Here is a 16,836-nt window from a genome sequence, read left to right as displayed (position 1 = left end):
TAAAAAGCCGTTTGCAAAAATTTGGCTTTTTGCACTGGTTATAAGCATTCTGAATGATGATGCTAGAGCGCATACTTTTCAGAGATCTTCTCGATGTACAGATGATACGGTGAGCAGTCTAAAGCTTGCTCTGCAGCCGGTTATAGTATACATGGACAGATAATTCTAATGGTTTTGACCTTTAGAAACATTCTAGGTAATTCTCTTATCATCAAGGAGATCACCTGCTGACGAAGCTATTGGCATCTAGGTGAATCCAGGACTATCGGCAAGACTCAGCCTTGCCTGCAACAAGATATTCGGGTATGCATAGCATGAGATATACGTACACATACACATTCGCTGCAAATTCTGCAGCGCAACCAACAACAACCCTTGTCGAGGGCCACGGGAGAGGCTATGGTATAGTGGTGGTTGTCTAGTCTAGGCCGATGCTCCTGATTCACATGCTCTGCAGCTGATGGCCTGTTTCCAGTCTCGATTGAGTAGGGCAAAGGATATTTTCTAAAAGACATAGCTGGTTCCGACGCTGTTTTGCGTAAATGCGTGAGGCATCTTTGCGGCTATTTCATTTGCGGCTTTCAGGCCAGAGCAATGACAAGGCACAACGAACGTGGGGCTCAACTTCTCCAATTCATCTACTGTCTTGGGAATTACTGGCTCAAAGAGTGATCCAGTCAGGTGCATCCCTCCAATCACGGCATAGATGGTGTCCTGTCCAGTCAATTCTTTTGCAAAGTTCAGGGTGTTTATTATTCCCGCATGTCCACAGCCTGTAATGACCACGAGTCCCTTGCCTTTGACATTTAATATAACGGCCTGATCATCTTTGATCAACGGATCATTTTCCATCTCTCCATCCTCTGCTTCGGAATAATGGTTTGGAAAACCTTTCTCAAAGTTATTTGTTCGCGCTATTTCTCCCGTGACTAGGATGCTGTCGTCAAGCCATGTGCTTCGTGAATGCTTTTCAGTGATTTCATAGCCTGCCCCTGCCAAAAGAGACCTTTTTGGAGCCGGCAGGTTTATTGTCCTGCCGTCCTGGAACTTGACCATCCTGTTCCTAAAAGCGTCTTTATGAAGGACCAAGGGGATCTTTTGTTCTGCGTTCATCTTCCTTCTGATATTGAGCAAACCTCCTGCGTGGTCGATGTGCCCGTGGCTTGAAATAACCAGCTCGCAGGTGGATAGATCAAAGCCAAGCACGTCTGCATTGTAGGCAGCGGCCAGCGGGTCCAGACCTGAATCAAGCAGTATTCTGCGTTCTTTCCAATTACTAGATTCTACCACTGTTATGGCTGCAGAAAAGCCATGTTCTGCAATTAGCGGCTGCTCGTACCAGTTTTCTGCCAGAGAGGGCCGCTGTGCCACTTTGGTATTTGGCAATAGTACATCTACGTTGTTGTCAACCAGGCAGGTGACTACCGCCTTCTCCACCTCTCTTAACAACATATGCATATAGTTCTGGTGCGCGTTTGATAAAAAATGTTTTTTTGGAGCCGTCTTGTACATGGGTCAAAACAACAACAGTCCCCTCTCTCTCTCTCTTCCTATTTTGCCGCGGAAGGGAATGCGCGTATGTATTTTCAGTTCTCATCTCAGAAAATGAGAAACGCAAGAACCGTTAGATTTGCAGGCTTTTGCGTGTATATGTGACTATGTTCATACAACAACACTACTACTACCACCTCGCTCTTGCAGGAGCAAGCCTAGCGTCATCGCTTTTGCTGTCGCCTCTACTGGCCTCGGCGGTAAGCGACTACTTTACGTTGGAAAACGCAAAAGTGCAGGTAGATGAAAGCACGGTCGATGCAAGGCTGGAAACAAGCGGCATAATTCCGCAGGATGGGCAAAGCGCCTATGGTTATGGAATATTGACAGGCGCAGGCAACGAAGGAATCATAGTCTCCACCACCCACGCAGGCGTTCTTGACAGCGAACTGCAAAGGGACGCCAGCGATCCAGTATGGCATAACCACTTTGTAAAGCTCGACAAGAATGTGTCGGGCCGCTGTGGGGATAATCTTGAGGTTGTAGACATTACAATGGAATCTCCGGGAGAAATACAAGTAAGGGAGAGCAGGGTCGTTCTTGACGATATTCCATTCTTGCTTGAGGGGACAAGCGCCATGACAAAAGACCCTCTCACGTTAGCTCCGGGTGCGAGCCCTCAGCAGATCGTGTCCTTCGCGATGGACCTAAAGTTCGATGGAGGCACGCTCAAGGCGGTCTGCATAACAAACATCACGCCTGCAGAAGATGCAGACATCGAAAGAGAACAGGAAGGGCGCTGACAGGCGATCCTCTTTTGTTTTATGTTGCCAGTCCTGGCCGTATCGGTCCGCGTATACGGTATTTGCAGAATGAAAAGGCGTTTCTCTTTCTAAGCTGATCTTGGAGATTTTTGACGGCCAACTGTTGGGAACCGGCGGCGTGGCCTACAAGCCGGTTTAAGATGGTGAATCGAGATCAGCCCATTTCCAACATAATAATGATTTTATTTCATCTGATGATTTTGTCGACGGATTAAATACCAGCTGCGAATGATTCTGACCTTGTATGAAAGTGGAATTAGAGATGTACATCAACGAGGACGATGAATCAGCTGTCATGAACAAGGTTTCAGAAATAACAAAACATGTAAAGGAATTAGGATTCAAGATAGGCGAACTCGAATTCAAAAACAAAGAAGAAGGAGAAGATAATCACCACAGATACAAAGGAAAAGAGAAAGGCAAAGAAGATAAGAAACGTCGCCGTCACAATTAAAGAGTTAGCGAGGCGCCGCACAAAAAATGATAGCCGCAAAACAAACATACTGCACCAAATGCAAAACAAACGTCGACATTATTGACGGAAAATATGCAAGGCTTGCCAACAACAGGGCTGTTTTTGAAGGTCAATGTTCCCAGTGTGGAACAAAACTGACAAAGGCAAGAGTGATGCCAAGAAGCAGTAGTGCAATTATGGTAAAGAGAAGGAGAAAGGGCCTGCTGCGTTAGCCGCAGCTTCCCTCAATACTTTTGTTTTTTCTACCTTCTATCCTGAATCTCGAGCCTTGCCAGTATGTCTTCCATCGTTTGCTCGTCTTCCAGTTCGTCATGCAGCAATTTCAGTGCAAGTTGGTATGTTCCGTGATCCTTGTCTTTTGTGGCGTTGGCCAAGTCGTTGTACAGCCCGATTGCGACTCTCTCAAACTCAAGTGCCTTTTCAATTGCGCTTCTAAGGGAAAGGTACCTTTTTGGCTCTAGCTTGCCCACGCCGCTTTCTTGCTCCCATCTGGCAGGATCGTCTGTCGGGTTGGTTCCAAGTTCCATCAGTCTTTCGTTAACTTCTTCAGCATGGCCAAGTTCTTCTTCGGCTCTCTCATCAAAAAAGTCCTCGTGCAAAACCCCCAAGCCCTCTATGTTGTTGGCTACGTACTGGAAGTAATGAAAGGTCGACATTTCAAAAGCATATGCTTTATGCAGCATTGCAACAGTGCCATCGACGCCGGGACCCGCTATTTCTAATGATTTTTTTCCCATGCTGGTTTTGATCATCTTTCGTGTATTTAAGAATAATACAAGAAATTAGGCATACCTAATGAATTTTATCATATTATGGTCATCGCTAAGAAAATAATAGAATGTTAGTTGTAATACACATTATTTCTTATTCTCAAATGCGAGAAACGTGCATGACGCTAAATGCATCAAATGAATTGAGCATAAAAGATGCCAAATGCGCGTGAACCGGGTAGTAGTAGAAGGAGGTTGTTGTTATTGTGACAAGGGAAGAAGACAGCTCGGAAGAAAAGCTCTATGTTGGAACGGCCGAGTCGGAGCACGTTGAAATGTACCTGAAAGCAATCTGGTACATTGCTGAAAGGGAAGAAGAGGTCAGGGTAAGTTCCATTGCAAAACTGTTGAACGTGCGGCAACCATCCGTGATACAGATGCTCAAAAAGCTGGCCGGTTTGAATCTTGTGAAATACACATCACAAGAGGTAGGGATCACTCCAGAGGGGGAACGTGTTGGAAAACAGATGATAAGAAATACCCGGCTACTGGAAGTGCTCATGAATGATGCACTAAAGATAGAGGTCGACGAGGAGATGGTCTGCGGGATAGAGCACCATATGAAGGATATTTTCACCGAGGCCTTGTGCACCCTCTTGAACCATCCCCGGCAATGCCCGCACGGCCACAGCATCCCCCGAGGGAGATGTTGCCCGTATGATTGACAATGATGAAGAAGATGAAAACAACGGGCGGGATTTTTTTCTGCCCATAGGCGAAGAGCTTGAAAAGATCAGGGCATCATCCAACAGGAATTTTGTCAAAATGCTACAATTGATTGAACTGGGAATAAAGAACTGGCAGACAGCTTCAGCCATTCTTGCAATAGCCTATGATGACAGCTTGACCAAAAAACAAAAAGAACAAATTGCAAAATCTTATGAGGAAAAGTTTGGAGAATTTCCAGACATCGAGCCATTCTTGGAATTGGGAAGAAACAAGATGAACCACAGCTTTGAAGAATCGTTCTTTTTGCCGTACGAGAATCACGTCAAGCATCATGAATTAGATTCAAAGTTGGTTAATCCAGACCCGCACTGCATAATATGCCAGCTTGTCGAAAAGACAGGATCAAGCACATTGAAGAATAATGATAATGACGACGGCGGCCGCGCCACGTACGGCCATGACGCCGCGTGACACAAGCACTTTTCCTCCGCCTATGATGTAGCGTTGGCTTTGTGGTTTGACGTACACATATGCACACCATCCATAAGCTAGCAAATCGTCATTCTCATTTCATGGAATCTGGACACGATTTAAATGCCATCTCTTAGGAAACAAGGCCGGCTGACAACATGGACAAATTGGAATCTTCCTTGATTGAAAAGCAAGAGCCTTTTTCAGGGCCGGAATTAAATATTTTCATCTGCGAGAATACAGACGGGATCCTAGATCCGATGGAACAGATGATTTATGCGCTTAATGAATTGCAGGTTTCGTACGGCTCTGTGGTCATACTAAAGAACGCGCCATAGAGCTCTGGAGACGTGTATGTATGCGTGTGTGAGATGGTGCATGAGCTCAAAACATCCGATACAGCAAGACAAGGCAGATGAAGTCAAGGCCCTCATTGCAAGATACGTTCTGTTGAAAATTGAACAGAAAAAAATTGAAGCAAAGCTCGGCGAAATCACTCAATTCTACGATGAAGAATCTCTAAGGAGAATATTTGAGCCGATAGGGGATTCTATGATGGGTATAATCGGCTTGGAGCTTCCAAGAAAAAAAGACGCAAATATTGGATAGTCTTTTGTATCATGATTGCAAACTGTACTTGGATAGGTATATGGCAAAATTAACTATCCATCGAAAGGGACATACGAGAAAAGCATATACCGCAAAGCGAGGCGGCAAGACTGTAAAAGTTGGCAAATCGCGGGTAAAGCCCTCAACGTTTAAGGCTCGTGATCGCGGAAAAAAGGGTCGTGGGCCGAAAATCGTCCCGCCCCTTGAGGAAGGCGCGCTGGGAGGATCTGGCTTCTTTAACCGTACAAATGACGAGCAAGAACGGATAGTATTTGAGCGCGCAAAAGAGCTTGGCGAAAAAAAGGTCGTAGGCGAACTGCGCGCATTGCAGGTGTTCTTCAAAACAACTGATCCGCAGAAATCAAAACGCGCGCTGGAATTGAGCAAAAAGGTTGCAGGCAGCTTCAAAGGCAAGCAAAAGGTTGAGTATCCAGAGGGCTTTGGCAAGAGTCCATAGTAGCTCCACACACACTGTCAGAAGTAGTAGGTCTTGGCATATCGATGTACATATACGTGGCCTAAACGAGTACGAAAGTTAGTAAGAAAGAGATTACTTGCGCTACTTATCTAACATTTGAGCGCTGACTTGCGTGTATGACTAGATTGGGCGCTCCTAGAGACCATTTGCAGATTTGAGAAATCGTATAAAAGCGCTGGCGAGGCTTCGGCGTTCGCTCTGTTCAATGTCTGAAATTTGGCTGTCCGTCATGCGAAAACACCTTCGCAGTATTGCCGCCACCATCTTGTCCGTGTCTTCAAAATATTTTCTTGTTGATTTGGAATTGAGCGGATTTAACTTTCTGTCCCGCTCGTCGCTCATTTTCATTATCGTTTTGATCTCGTCAAGCGTCAGAGCATCATAGACTGCATACTCCTTTCCATTATGGTGGAATATTATGTGCTCCATTGCAAGGGAATATGGTACCGCGATAGTTTATTGTTATCTTTCAGATATATGAGAAGCGCAGATTTTTCACATTCAAACTTCAAAGACATGTGATGACACACATACACATCTAGAAAGGCTAATCAAAAGAGAAGGTGGGACCTTCTCTAGCCGCTTATGGGCAGATGGGTGTTTCACCCTCTGTCAATAGCTGGTCTATATGGAATTCTGCATCACCTTCTGAGCCAGTTCCTTCTTGTTTATGCGTGTTCTTGTCATGTTGGCAGTCTGCAATATCGTTGTCGCCGCCTTCGCCATTTCCATTGTCTGCCATTGCCGGTGCGATGACAGCTGTTGCTGTCGCAAGCAAGATTGCGACAATGCCAGACATTATGAGCAGATTGCTGCCTTTCAATTTTGTTGCTGTCATAGTGAGATTCTTTTTCTTGTCTCTCTGATATAACTCCAAAAGACGTTTGCACATTATGAGAATCCAAAATGAGAATATGATGCTTGTTGCTATGATGAGAATATCAAATTGTACTTCCTTCTATCTAATCGTAGATTTTACTGCGCGGCTCTGTGTAAAAGAGTGTTCTCCCTCTCTTTTGCCATGACAAAAAAAAATAGGAGAAGTATCTTTTGCTATTCTGCTGCAACTACAACCTGACCCTTCATCCAAGGATGCACTAGACAAACATAGTTGTACGTTCCAGCTTGAGTGAATGTAACTGCAAATTGATTTATCGGTGGAACTCCTTGTGGAGCCTGATCTTTTGGCCAGATCCATCCAGAGTTGACATATTTTTCAGTACCGTCCATGGTATATTCCGCGTTAGGTGCCAAGTACGATGTTTTATCTTCGGAATTTATTATGACGGGAAAGAAGGAGCGCTTGTTTAACGTGACTACGATGTTTGTGTCATTGTCATTGGGCACAACAAAAGGTTCTCCGTTTGATCCAGGTGAAACGGGGGTAAAAGTTGTGTTCTTGGATACTATAAAAGGAGATCCAAAATCTGCAAAGGTGCTATTGTCTTTCATAAAAGTCACCGTATGAGGCTCGCTTACAAGCGACGGGTTAGTCCATACCACCTTTTCACCAACTTTGATTTCTACGCGACTGGGTGAGAAAATGGTCAATGGCCCGACCGGACCGCCCGACCCTGCGTGTACTGTAGTCGCCGCACTTGTGGAAGTAGGAGATTTAGTTGCGTCTTGTTGTTGCTGTGCAAACTGTTCCTGCGATGCGTTCGTAAGAGAGGCGGCGCCCGCGACGGCCAAGAAAATAAGTCCTGCTGCAACTGCGGCAGTTAAGACAAGACTTTGCCTTATCACCCCGTCGTCATCATCAGAGAATCTTTGCAGGATCGCTGCTTATAAGAATGTGGGAATTAGCGCATAGAAGTAAAGGTGGGACCTCCTAGAAAATAGAGTACTGGGCGTCCTGGTTAACCTGATCGTATGGCTTGGCAGATCTGACAGTTGCCCGCCCTTTGCAAATGGCTGTCTGGCTGCTCTCTCTCTCTACTTCTTGGCCATTCTGAGCACGTCTACCTGGCCGCTGTGCAACCATTCCTTGAGTTCCTCATGAGATGGTTTTTGGTCGTGCTTGCCTGCCAGGTGAAGATGCAAAAGGACATAGTTAACCTGGTTCAGCAACGGCTTGTTTCCTTCGTCGCCCGCGCGGGCTTTTTGTCGAAGATCCGCAGGAACGCTGTTCCACCATTCCTCAAATTTGCGTACCATAATATGTCACAAGGGCTGTTACAGTACTTTAACCTTTCAAAATGTTGGTGACATGAAACTTTTAAAAAAGGTCATACACTTTCTTTATGAGAAAAACTATAGCCAGTCATATCTAACTCTTTTAGGCTGGGCGCATGTAATGGTACGATGCAGCACCCATGACATCAGAAGAAGCGTTAACGATTCAATACAAGAATAACTTGCCGCTGGTCAGTATGGGAATCATTGATGCGGGGTCTAACAAGAAAATTGTCGTTGATGCCCACCTTGATTTTGCTTCATCAAAGACGATAATACCCACGTACATCGCAAATGACATGAACCTTTCGTTTGCCGGCAGCGACGAGACGGTAACTGGAGCAGGAATAATCCATATCCCTTACTATGAAGTGTCTATCGAGGTTTTTGGCCAGTTGTACGAAAGCGTTCACGTGGGATGCCTCGATCTGCCAGAAGGCACGCCAGCAAAGGCGCTCCTGGGCAGGGACATACTTGACAATTACAGGATATGCCTCGACGGAAGGAACAAGGAAATTACAGTGTCCTGATAGGATATACGTGTTGATTTGAATATGGGCGAACGCCGTTTGCTGACCTCGCCTTTGATCACCGGTACATAGGTCCCTTGCCTCATTCAAAATCTCTCTCTGTACATTTCTGGCATGTTTTTTAGCACAAAAGAGAGGAAAGACTCTCGCAAAATATGCAAAGTATGCAAAACAAAAATAATCCCTTGGATAAATGGGGGTACGAAAAAACTCGTTGCATTAAGCGCAGGCGCGTTCATCGCTTCTGCCTTGTTCCTCTGGATAAGCGTGAACCTCTATTCCTATTACGTTTACGACTATGCAGATTATCAAAAGAATGCGTCTCTTGACCCGCCCTTTTTTGGCGGCCGGATTCACTTTTTTGATACTGTATATCCATATGTCGTGTTTGTCGGAGCGTCATCTGCCGGCCTTGCCGCAATAGGGATCATCTCGCTTTTGTTGATGCGGAGGTACAGGCACAGGATGAATAATCTGTGGCTCCTGCTTTCTATCTCCTCGATACTACTGGTTTCGTTTTTTGCATTGTTGTATTACGCCAACCTGTCGCCAATCATTTTAAATCCTTTTAGCGTTTAATCGGGATCATCGAGCAGATGGCGGAAAGACGCAAAAGCAGGACCGGAGATCTTGATCGAAGCAAGCCTGCGAGGACCGCAAAAGGAAAACTGAAAACATGCAGCCGCGGGCACAAGTTTTACAGAAGCTGCGACTGTCCTGTATGCCCTGTGTGCTGGTCTGGATACTACCGGAAACAACAGTCACAAAACGATTTTCCTGATAGCCTTGCTGCTCTTGCCCTTCGCGCCCTTCTCAATGCGAAAATTACCAAGCTTGCGCAACTCGCAAAGCACACCGAAGACGAGATTCTGGAACTTCACGGCATGGGGCCAAAGGCGATCGGCCAGCTCAAAATTGCCATGCGCAAACACGGTTTGTCGTTTGCGCAAAGTAGAAAGAAATATTCGCCGCCGTAGAAAGGGCATAAAAAAATGTCGTCCTAAAGTGTATGCCAGAGAATCAAGGCTAATCCGCCGCGCCTCCGCATCCGCAGTAATTGAATTCATCCACCCTTGAATTACAGATGGCGCAGTAACCGTACAAGTCATAGTTGACTTCCCATGGCTCCTTTCCAAACGTCGCTAAATGCTGGTCTATCTCTCTTGGGATCGAGTTGTCGTCCGGGACACTCATGTATTTGTAAGGAGAAGAGATCGTAAAAGAATTTCTGCTAGTTTGTAAAGTATGTTCTCAGGACTGTGTTACAATGCGCTTCTTTCGTTCGTTGTAAAGGTCATTTTGTGTGGTCGCGTCTCTTTTCATTTACCTTCTTTATCGTTTTCTCCTTTTCTTTATTTAGCTCTTCTTCAGTGAAGCCTCTTGCCAGGATTATGGTGCTGCCGTCCTCCTCGTTATAACCTTCAGTAAAGATAGCAGCATAATGGCTGTTCATCAACGTCTTTACGATAGATTCGTCGTAAAGAGGCAACCACAGCTCTATTTCCCTTAATGGAATCACCGAGCCGAGATCATCGATATCAAGCTTGGTGACTCTTACGATGTATTGGTTTTCCTCTTTTCCTTCCTCCTGCCCTTCATTTCTCCTGATGATGCTATTTACTTTGACCAGCATCCCTGCCGTACATCATTATTCATAGCGATGCGGTACCTATTACGCATTATTGATGTCATGTTTTCATCCTTCCGCCTAATCGGATTTTCTCGCACAAAAGAGGGGGGTTCTCTTTTTATATGGCCGCAAAATTATGATTTAAACTGGTTCTGTTAACTTGACATCAGCTGAACTTTATTTTCAGCAGAGCGTGAGTCGACAACAAGTTGACAGTACCCAGCTTACCACTACCACCTTTCATGATGGATGAGCCTTTCTTTAGCAATCCTTTCCAGCTTTTTCGGCTCTTCATCAGGAAACCCTAGCGCGATTATTCCTATGGGTCTGACATATTCGGGGAGGCCAAGTATCTCGGAAACCTTGTCATCTTCAAAAGCTCCGACAAATCCTGCGCCAATTCCCTCATTTACCGCAGTAAGCAAAATTAGTATCGATGCAAACGCCCCGTCCATTACACTGTAGAACTCCTTTCCCCGTTGCCTGTATCGACCAATAGAACGAGAAGTGTTTGCACACACAACTATTAGCAGGGGAGCCTCCTCAACCTGCTCTTGGTTTACAGACACCCTCTTGAGCTTCTTTTTTGTCTCTGCGTCTCTTACGATGATGAACTCCTGGACCTGCGTGTGGCCCGCACTTGGAGCCCTGTGCGCGTTTTCAATTATTTTATTGATTATGCTATCCGGAATAGAGCGAACCTGATACTTTCTAATCATTTTTCTCTTCCGTACTACTTCGTCAAACTCCACCCAAGTTAACCTCTTGTTATCTAGACAAGGTCATTGGATATACAAGATTTGATAAGAAACTACCGAGAGGACGGGCATACAAGATATCCCAATTCTCTCCCCTTCTCCACTCTCCAGCCGCACGCCGGCGGTATATGTGCTGCAAAAGATTCCAACAAGCATGAAAGATTTTTCTTGTCTTCCATCCAACAGAATCTCTTGATGAATCATTTCCGACTTGAGCCATGAAGAGAGCAGAATATTCTCTGCCGCCTCAAGATACAGCTTCATTAACTGTTCGCCGGCTGAAAGAAAGATCATACCAAAACAATCTGACCGACGCCGAGTTGACAGAGCCTAACATAGCTTCCCTTATATGATGCCGGAATAATACCGCATGTGTCGTCGACTGCTGTTGTCTAACATACAATCTCCTTCCGCAATAGTTGCAACCCTTGACGCTCTGGGCTACCGCTCAATCACCGACGAGATCGTCGCGGAGATCGTCTCAGATGCGGTCTACAGCGTGTTCAATAAGCTTGGAGAGCATATCACCGCGCTGGTTATCCGTAACCTCTGCAAAATTAACAACCGGACTGAGCAGCAGCTGTTCCGCCGGTGCGACCTTGTAGAAGGGTCGATCAGGGCGATGTTTGGACGCGCCGCCGATTTCTTCATCGACGAAATAAAGGATGAACTCGTGCCGTTTTCACTTGCGAAAAAACCAGGGCTTTCGCTGGAGGAGATAGCAAACGAGATGAGAGAGGTGGAAGTGATGCGATTTGTCGGCAACTTGGCCGGTCACGAGCACGTAGGTTTCATTTACAACAGGAAAGCGACAAAGGATGCAGTCCTGTCGCAATTTTTTGATCACTTGGCCGCGCCCCGCACTCAGGCTCTTATCTCGCTTTCTTCTTGCGGTGCCGAGGGCAAGAGCGCCGCAGGCAAATTCGAAAAAGTACAAAGCATCATCACGTACGACGAGTTCCTAAAGGTGAAGGAAAAATCTGAGGCGATGGACGTGATGTTCAAGTGGATATGGGATATACACAAATCAAACCAGTCTGGAAGGGAGACAAGGATAGCTGGAGAGGACGCCTCTTGGTTTCTGAGAAACGGTTTTGAAAATGAATTTCTTGACGCAGAGAGAATGATGGGCAGGCGCCTCCATGACAAGATGTCGGTGCTGTGTTCTTACGATGCTGAAGGGATAACCCTGGCAAGCCAGCTGAAAAGAGTCATCGAATCGCACAGGTACGTGATAATTGAACAGCCCATGGCGGTATACGTAGCACCAGCATGAGCTTTTGCCACTGAAACTTGTGTGTGTGTAATAACTCGCAAAAGCTGCCTTTATCTGCATGATGAAACTACTATCTTTTCCGTAGGGAAGTGGCAGCAGTAGTGGTGGTGAAGGAAAAGACATTCAAGTGCAAAGAATGTGGGACAGAATTACCTTCTAAGGAGCACCTGAGAAAACATCAAAGGTTCCATAAAGAAAGGGCATGGAAAGAAGCCGGCTATGCCGATCCCAATAATGTCGACTATCCAACTTTCCTAAATCCCACTAACAGCCGCGCAGCGTTTTTCATATCACATCTACTTGGAACCGATGAAGAAAGCAAGAAGAAGCGAAAGAAATCAAGACAACAATAGGCGCACCACCGTTTCTTCTTCTTGAAGATGTTGCATCTACTTTTAAAGCGCCAGGTTACCGTTTGGCCGACACGAATATCACTTCATTTGTAAAATTGACGCTCCCGTTACCAGGGTCGGAGTATTTCCTTGAAGCGTCTGCTACTTTATTCCAGATCTCCTGCTGTCTTGCAGGGGGCAATCCTGCCATCATGGCCGTAAGCGGGGCGGCTGTACTTCGGACGAAATCCACGTACTTCTCGGGGGAGGGCAGCTTGAAATTCATTGTATTGCTCTCTGTGCGGATGTCCTGAAACCCTTCCTGCCCAAATATTTCACGGAGACGGTTCATATCTGCCAGGCTGAAAGGCCCTGGCGTGCCCGGAGGCGGAGGCGGAGTGCCAGTCTCCTTCATCACTATTTCCAGGGGCAGAAGGAAAGCAGGGACTCTCTGTGGGGTTGACCAGACTGCCGCAGCTATTCGCCCATCCTGGACAAGCGCTTCTTTCATGGTCTTCAGTGCATTAGGAAGGTCGGGCAGAAACATCAGTCCGAATCTGGAAACAATAGCATCGAACCTCTGAGGAGGAAGGCGGAAGGATTCCGCATCGCCCTCTTCAAATTCTATGATGTTTGTCAGCCCAAGTTCCTTTGCCCTTTCTCTTGCAATGGCAAGCATCGCCGTGGAAAGATCGATTGCAGTTACCTTCCCTCCGGAACCGACCTTTCTTGCGATAGTGACGGCAGGCTCTCCTATGCCTGTTGCGATGTCCAGTACGTGATTACCTTTCTGAATTCTCGAAAGTTCGACTAGTCTGTCAGATACCACCTGTGCACTTTCTTCAATGGTCTTCCACCACTTTTTCCAGCCCTCTGCAGCGCCATCCCACCCCTGACGTTGCGCTGACTTGAACTTTTGCGAGTCAAACGCGCCACTCATGAAGTGTAGGGATGGCATCATAGTATAAAAAAATGCGCGCTGAATATCGAGGAAAAAAGCCAACAAAAGCAGAGCTATTATTAAACGAGCTTCCTCGTCATTACTTTTGTACATGTACCATCAGCTTTGGCCTTTGCAAAAGCGTCAGGTTTTTGGGCATGAAAAGTAAAGTCCCTATTTTTACTGCGGCTCTATCGTCGCCGGCGGCTTGCTTGACACTGCGTACGTGACCCATGTCGCGCCCTCTACCTCATTTGTGATCCTGTTGCTGATGCGCTCTATCACGTCGTACGGCAGGCGGGTCCAGTCGGCAGTCATGGCGTCAATCGACTCGACTACGCGCACCATGACTATGTGGCCGTACACCCGCTCGTCGCCAAGGACGCCCACAGCCCTGTCGTCGCCAACTGCCGCATAAGCCTGCCACACCTTGTCATAGTAGCCTGCCGCCTTTAGCTCGTCTTCGACTAGCTTGCTTGCGTGTTTGGCAATCCTTGTCTTTTCAGGGGTTATTGCGCCGATTATCCTCACCGCAAGGCCCGGACCGGGGAACGGGTGCCTCTTTAGCAGTTCGTCGGGCACCTCAAGCAGCTTTGCAACCTTCCTCACTTCGTCCTTGTACAGAAAGCGCAGCGGCTCTATTACCTGCAGCTTCAGCCACTTTGGCAGGCCGCCGACGTTGTGGTGCGTCTTTATCACGGCCGCCGGGCCCTTTGACACGCCGCTTTCAATCACGTCCGGGTACAGCGTCCCCTGCGCAAGCCACTGGAAAGGCCCGTGCTTTTTTGCAACCGCGACAAACTCCTTCGCAAACTGGTCGCCGATTATCTTGCGCTTTTTCTCCGGGTCGCTGACGCCTTTCAGCCTTGACAGAAAGCGCTTTTCAGCGTTGACATAAATAAGATCGATGCCAAGGTGCTCCTTGAACAGCCTGACGACCTCCTTTTCCTCGTCCTGTCTGAGAAGGCCGTGGTTGATAAACACGCACGACAACTGCTTCCCAATCGCCCTGTGCATGAGCGCCGCAACCGTCGTTGAATCAATACCGCCGCTCACCGCGGCAAGCACGCGCTTTTCACCCACCTGCTCCCTTATCTCCTTGACGGTGGTGTCGATAAAGCTCTGCATGTCCCACTCGGGTTTTGCGCCGCTTATCTCCTGCGCAAAGTTCTTTAGGATCTGCATGCCCCGCTCGGTGTGCACCACCTCCGGGTGGAACTGGATGCCGTACATTTTCCTCTCGCGGCTGCCAATTGCAGCAGACTGCGAGTTTTCCGTGTGGCCTATCACCTTGAACCCTTCCGGCACCTTTTCCGCCGCGTCGCCGTGGCTCATCCAGCAGTTTATGCTGGTATCCAAATTCTTGAAAAGGTCAGAATCGTCGTCTATCTTTAGCCCTGCGCGCCCGTATTCCCTGCTTGCAGCCTTTTTCACTTTGCCTCCAAAGTTGTCGACAAGCACCTGGTGGCCGTAGCAGATGCCAAGTATGGGCTTGCCCATTGCAAATATCTGCCTGTCCGGCTTGGGCGCGCCCTTGGCGTATACGCTTGCCGGCCCGCCGGAAAATATGATGCCCTTTGGGTCCATCTCCTTCAGCGCCTTTGCCGGCGTGTTGTACGGCACGAGTTCGCAATACACGTTGGCCTCCCTTATCCTCCTGCATATCAGGTGACTGTACTGCGAGCCAAAGTCGAGAACGACTATCTTGTCCATTTTGTTGTTATTGTCTTCCATGTTGTCAGCGTCCAGCTTTTTCCAGCATCCTTGTAAACACCCAGGCGGCAGTGTTGAATATCTCTGTCATGCGCTCCTTGTCGCGGTAGTTTGTTATCGTTATCTTCTTTATCGCGCCTCCTGAGTCTTCGTCGACCTTGTAGCTCATGGCGCCGGACTCGGAAATCGCGCCCTGCGCCGCCTTCTCGGCGTCCTTGCCCTTCATGCCGTCAAGTATCCTGCCAAGGAAGAACGAACGGAACGGGGGCGTGTTGACGCTCAGGTCAATTCCGGGTGCCGGCACTATGGTTATCGAGTTGGCGGTGACCTCCGCGTTTGCAAGGAGCAAGTCGTCCTTGGCCCTCTTTAGCGGCCTGACTTCCTTGCCCGGGTCAAAGCCTGCTGCTGTTGCCTGCTGCCGTGGCGGTGGTGGCGCAGCCATAGTCGCCGCTTGCTTTGCCGGTGCCGTCGTCTGCCTGGCCGGCTCGCTTGCCGCCGCTGTCGACGATGATGGCGCCATTGTCGCTGCGGCCCTGAAACTGCCCTGCTTTAAAACGCTGTCAATGATGGCAAGCGTGGCCCGAAGCCTTTCCAGCTCCTCCTGCTTGTCTGAAATCTGCTTCATGACCCACTCTCGGAGCTCGGCTGCACGCCTCACGTCATCTTCGGAATAGCCGGACATATTGTAGTAGCAAGCCCTCTTGATCTTAAATGGTATAATAGCCTTACCGCCTTTTCTGCTGCTGCCGTTTGTTCAGCTTCATCACTATCAGGACGGCGGCGCCCCACAATATCGCTGCCGGGATGTGCTGGCCGTAGAACCACGCGGCGCCTCCTGCAACGGCAAAGACTATGCCTAGGATGCCTATTGCCTTTTTCTGGCTGACCATGCCTTGTTATTAGTATGGCGAAAAGCCCTTGACCGGCTTTTTGGAGGCGTGGAACAGCTGCGAGCGCGACTGCTTGGCAAGCGTCTCTAGCAGGCGCTTTCCGGCCTGCATCTTGCGCTTTTTGAGCTCCGGGTCCTTGACGTCCTTGTACGCGCTTGTACCGCCAAAGTCCATGCCCATCATCACTATTTTCTTTGCGCCAAACTCTTCTGCCATAAAGACGCACCTGTCGCCGTCCGTAAACCCGCCAAAGTTGTAGACGTTTTCAACTGGCATCACCTGCGTCGTGCCAAGGACCTTCTTGAACTTGGGCACCAGCTTTTTCAGCATGTCGGTATTGTCGCCGTGGGCGTGCACGACCATCACCGCGCCCGACTTGGCCGCCTTTTGCAGCAAAGCAGAATCGCCGTCAAGGTCCGTCACCACGATGTCCGGCTTTATCTTGTTCTCCAAGAGCTCCTGCACCGCGCCGTCGGCAGCGATTTTCACAAAAGCCTTGTTCTTTTTGATTATCTTGATGTTTTCTGCCAGGCTTGGCCCCGCGCCAAGGACAAGCACGCTCTTGCCGGCAATCTTTTTCTGCAAGACCTTGGGCTCAAGGGCTTTCCTCTTTATCATGCCAGAAAGCATCCTGGCCGCCTCCTGGTCCTTCTCTGTGCTGTAGCCAAACTCTGCGCGGATTCCTTGGTAATACGGGAACCAGTCGACGAATTTCACGGAATGGGTTGCGCAGACGTTAATATTAATATCTTTTTCTAGCCAACTCCGCCTTAACGTTAATAACGGCATCGGGCGCCACCACTAG

At 48.0% G+C, this 16,836-nt stretch carries 28 protein-coding genes; 13 read left to right on the top strand and 15 right to left on the bottom strand.

Annotated elements, in window-relative coordinates; genetic code table 11:
• Positions 1–504 precede the first annotated feature (504 nt).
• Positions 505–1,452 (bottom strand): MBL fold metallo-hydrolase, encoded by a 948-nt coding sequence (locus tag NTE_RS14725; protein ID WP_158385637.1) that lies wholly within the window; start codon positions 1,450–1,452, stop codon positions 505–507.
• Between the two features lie 200 nt (positions 1,453–1,652).
• Here NTE_RS14725 and NTE_RS14720 point away from each other — a divergent pair, with 200 nt between their 5' ends.
• From NTE_RS14720 to NTE_RS14710, 3 genes are all read left to right on the top strand, one after another.
• The gene (locus NTE_RS14720; protein ID WP_148701703.1) at positions 1,653–2,294 is read left to right on the top strand and encodes a hypothetical protein; all 642 of its coding nucleotides are present in this window, start codon (positions 1,653–1,655) and stop codon (positions 2,292–2,294) included.
• Between the two features lie 265 nt (positions 2,295–2,559).
• The gene (locus tag NTE_RS14715) at positions 2,560–2,769 is read left to right on the top strand and encodes a hypothetical protein (RefSeq protein WP_148701702.1); all 210 of its coding nucleotides are present in this window, start codon (positions 2,560–2,562) and stop codon (positions 2,767–2,769) included.
• Between the two features lie 26 nt (positions 2,770–2,795).
• A complete protein-coding gene (locus NTE_RS14710; protein WP_148701701.1) occupies positions 2,796–3,002 on the top strand; it encodes a DUF5679 domain-containing protein in 207 nt (68 codons plus the stop codon).
• Between the two features lie 30 nt (positions 3,003–3,032).
• Here the strand turns inward: NTE_RS14710 and NTE_RS14705 are convergent, their stop codons facing one another.
• Positions 3,033–3,527, bottom strand: a complete 495-nt coding sequence (locus tag NTE_RS14705) for a ferritin-like domain-containing protein (protein WP_158385635.1) — start codon at positions 3,525–3,527, stop codon at positions 3,033–3,035.
• A gap of 239 nt (positions 3,528–3,766) precedes the next feature.
• Between NTE_RS14705 and NTE_RS14700 the strand changes: the two genes are divergently transcribed.
• The 5 genes from NTE_RS14700 to NTE_RS14680 all read left to right on the top strand — a co-directional run bounded on the left by NTE_RS14700 (position 3,767) and on the right by NTE_RS14680 (position 5,766).
• Entirely contained in the window at positions 3,767–4,225 is a 459-nt protein-coding gene (locus tag NTE_RS14700; RefSeq protein WP_226987049.1) for a metal-dependent transcriptional regulator, read from the top strand.
• On the top strand, positions 4,218–4,700 hold the full coding sequence (locus NTE_RS14695; RefSeq protein ID WP_148701699.1) for a hypothetical protein: 483 nt from the start codon (positions 4,218–4,220) through the stop codon (positions 4,698–4,700). Before NTE_RS14700 ends, NTE_RS14695 begins: the two co-directional genes overlap by 8 nt.
• A 158-nt stretch (positions 4,701–4,858) precedes the next feature.
• A complete protein-coding gene (locus tag NTE_RS14690; RefSeq protein ID WP_148701698.1) occupies positions 4,859–5,038 on the top strand; it encodes a hypothetical protein in 180 nt (59 codons plus the stop codon).
• 40 nt (positions 5,039–5,078) lie between these two features.
• Positions 5,079–5,309 (top strand): hypothetical protein, encoded by a 231-nt coding sequence (locus NTE_RS14685; RefSeq protein ID WP_148701697.1) that lies wholly within the window; start codon positions 5,079–5,081, stop codon positions 5,307–5,309.
• 40 nt (positions 5,310–5,349) lie between these two features.
• Complete coding sequence (locus NTE_RS14680; RefSeq protein WP_148701696.1) at positions 5,350–5,766, top strand: hypothetical protein; 417 nt, start codon at positions 5,350–5,352, stop codon at positions 5,764–5,766.
• Between the two features lie 156 nt (positions 5,767–5,922).
• Here NTE_RS14680 and NTE_RS14675 read toward each other — a convergent pair whose 3' ends face one another.
• The 4 genes from NTE_RS14675 to NTE_RS14660 form a co-directional block, all read right to left on the bottom strand.
• On the bottom strand, positions 5,923–6,216 hold the full coding sequence (locus NTE_RS14675; RefSeq protein WP_148701695.1) for a hypothetical protein: 294 nt from the start codon (positions 6,214–6,216) through the stop codon (positions 5,923–5,925).
• Between the two features lie 154 nt (positions 6,217–6,370).
• On the bottom strand, positions 6,371–6,625 hold the full coding sequence (locus NTE_RS14670) for a hypothetical protein (protein WP_148701694.1): 255 nt from the start codon (positions 6,623–6,625) through the stop codon (positions 6,371–6,373).
• A 215-nt stretch (positions 6,626–6,840) separates the two neighbouring features.
• A complete protein-coding gene (locus NTE_RS14665) occupies positions 6,841–7,479 on the bottom strand; it encodes a hypothetical protein (RefSeq protein ID WP_148701693.1) in 639 nt (212 codons plus the stop codon).
• Between the two features lie 243 nt (positions 7,480–7,722).
• On the bottom strand, positions 7,723–7,944 hold the full coding sequence (locus tag NTE_RS14660; RefSeq protein ID WP_148701692.1) for a hypothetical protein: 222 nt from the start codon (positions 7,942–7,944) through the stop codon (positions 7,723–7,725).
• A gap of 158 nt (positions 7,945–8,102) precedes the next feature.
• On the opposite strand from NTE_RS14660, the gene NTE_RS14655 reads away from it, so the two are divergent.
• The 3 genes from NTE_RS14655 to NTE_RS14645 all read left to right on the top strand — a co-directional run bounded on the left by NTE_RS14655 (position 8,103) and on the right by NTE_RS14645 (position 9,469).
• Positions 8,103–8,492, top strand: coding sequence for a hypothetical protein (locus NTE_RS14655; protein WP_148701691.1), 390 nt, complete (start codon positions 8,103–8,105; stop codon positions 8,490–8,492).
• A gap of 249 nt (positions 8,493–8,741) precedes the next feature.
• Positions 8,742–9,071 carry a hypothetical protein gene (locus tag NTE_RS14650; protein WP_148701690.1) on the top strand — a complete coding sequence of 110 codons (330 nt, stop codon included), beginning with the start codon at positions 8,742–8,744 and terminating at the stop codon, positions 9,069–9,071.
• A 149-nt stretch (positions 9,072–9,220) separates the two neighbouring features.
• Positions 9,221–9,469, top strand: a complete 249-nt coding sequence (locus NTE_RS14645; protein WP_148701689.1) for a helix-hairpin-helix domain-containing protein — start codon at positions 9,221–9,223, stop codon at positions 9,467–9,469.
• A 49-nt stretch (positions 9,470–9,518) separates the two neighbouring features.
• Here NTE_RS14645 and NTE_RS16995 read toward each other — a convergent pair whose 3' ends face one another.
• The 4 genes from NTE_RS16995 to NTE_RS14630 all read right to left on the bottom strand — a co-directional run bounded on the left by NTE_RS16995 (position 9,519) and on the right by NTE_RS14630 (position 11,144).
• Entirely contained in the window at positions 9,519–9,686 is a 168-nt protein-coding gene (locus NTE_RS16995; RefSeq protein ID WP_193354079.1) for a hypothetical protein, read from the bottom strand.
• Between the two features lie 100 nt (positions 9,687–9,786).
• Positions 9,787–10,125: a hypothetical protein gene (locus NTE_RS14640; protein WP_148701688.1), complete on the bottom strand. Its 339-nt coding sequence runs from the start codon at positions 10,123–10,125 to the stop codon at positions 9,787–9,789.
• Positions 10,126–10,352: 227 nt separating this feature from the next.
• Entirely contained in the window at positions 10,353–10,874 is a 522-nt protein-coding gene (locus NTE_RS14635; RefSeq protein WP_148701687.1) for a nitroreductase family protein, read from the bottom strand.
• A gap of 30 nt (positions 10,875–10,904) precedes the next feature.
• Positions 10,905–11,144 carry a hypothetical protein gene (locus NTE_RS14630; RefSeq protein WP_148701686.1) on the bottom strand — a complete coding sequence of 80 codons (240 nt, stop codon included), beginning with the start codon at positions 11,142–11,144 and terminating at the stop codon, positions 10,905–10,907.
• 124 nt (positions 11,145–11,268) lie between these two features.
• Here NTE_RS14630 and NTE_RS14625 point away from each other — a divergent pair, with 124 nt between their 5' ends.
• Complete coding sequence (locus tag NTE_RS14625; RefSeq protein WP_148701685.1) at positions 11,269–12,156, top strand: hypothetical protein; 888 nt, start codon at positions 11,269–11,271, stop codon at positions 12,154–12,156.
• Positions 12,157–12,245: 89 nt separating this feature from the next.
• Positions 12,246–12,509 (top strand): C2H2-type zinc finger protein, encoded by a 264-nt coding sequence (locus NTE_RS14620; RefSeq protein WP_148701684.1) that lies wholly within the window; start codon positions 12,246–12,248, stop codon positions 12,507–12,509.
• 55 nt (positions 12,510–12,564) lie between these two features.
• On the opposite strand, the gene NTE_RS14615 is transcribed toward NTE_RS14620, so the two are convergent.
• The 5 genes from NTE_RS14615 to NTE_RS14600 form a co-directional block, all read right to left on the bottom strand.
• On the bottom strand, positions 12,565–13,449 hold the full coding sequence (locus tag NTE_RS14615) for a class I SAM-dependent methyltransferase (RefSeq protein ID WP_158385633.1): 885 nt from the start codon (positions 13,447–13,449) through the stop codon (positions 12,565–12,567).
• A 159-nt stretch (positions 13,450–13,608) separates the two neighbouring features.
• A complete protein-coding gene (gene guaA, locus NTE_RS14610) occupies positions 13,609–15,141 on the bottom strand; it encodes a glutamine-hydrolyzing GMP synthase (RefSeq protein WP_148702199.1) in 1,533 nt (510 codons plus the stop codon).
• 25 nt (positions 15,142–15,166) lie between these two features.
• Positions 15,167–15,823, bottom strand: coding sequence for a hypothetical protein (locus tag NTE_RS14605; RefSeq protein WP_148701682.1), 657 nt, complete (start codon positions 15,821–15,823; stop codon positions 15,167–15,169).
• Between the two features lie 43 nt (positions 15,824–15,866).
• Positions 15,867–16,031, bottom strand: a complete 165-nt coding sequence (locus NTE_RS16810; protein ID WP_158385631.1) for a hypothetical protein — start codon at positions 16,029–16,031, stop codon at positions 15,867–15,869.
• A gap of 9 nt (positions 16,032–16,040) precedes the next feature.
• Complete coding sequence (locus tag NTE_RS14600; protein WP_226987047.1) at positions 16,041–16,748, bottom strand: 6-hydroxymethylpterin diphosphokinase MptE-like protein; 708 nt, start codon at positions 16,746–16,748, stop codon at positions 16,041–16,043.
• Between the last annotated feature and the right edge of the window lie 88 nt (positions 16,749–16,836).

It is taken from the genome of Candidatus Nitrososphaera evergladensis SR1, from assembly GCF_000730285.1.
In the GTDB taxonomy this organism is placed as follows: domain Archaea; phylum Thermoproteota; class Nitrososphaeria; order Nitrososphaerales; family Nitrososphaeraceae; genus Nitrososphaera; species Nitrososphaera evergladensis.
This window is presented reverse-complemented; position numbering and strand designations above follow the sequence as displayed.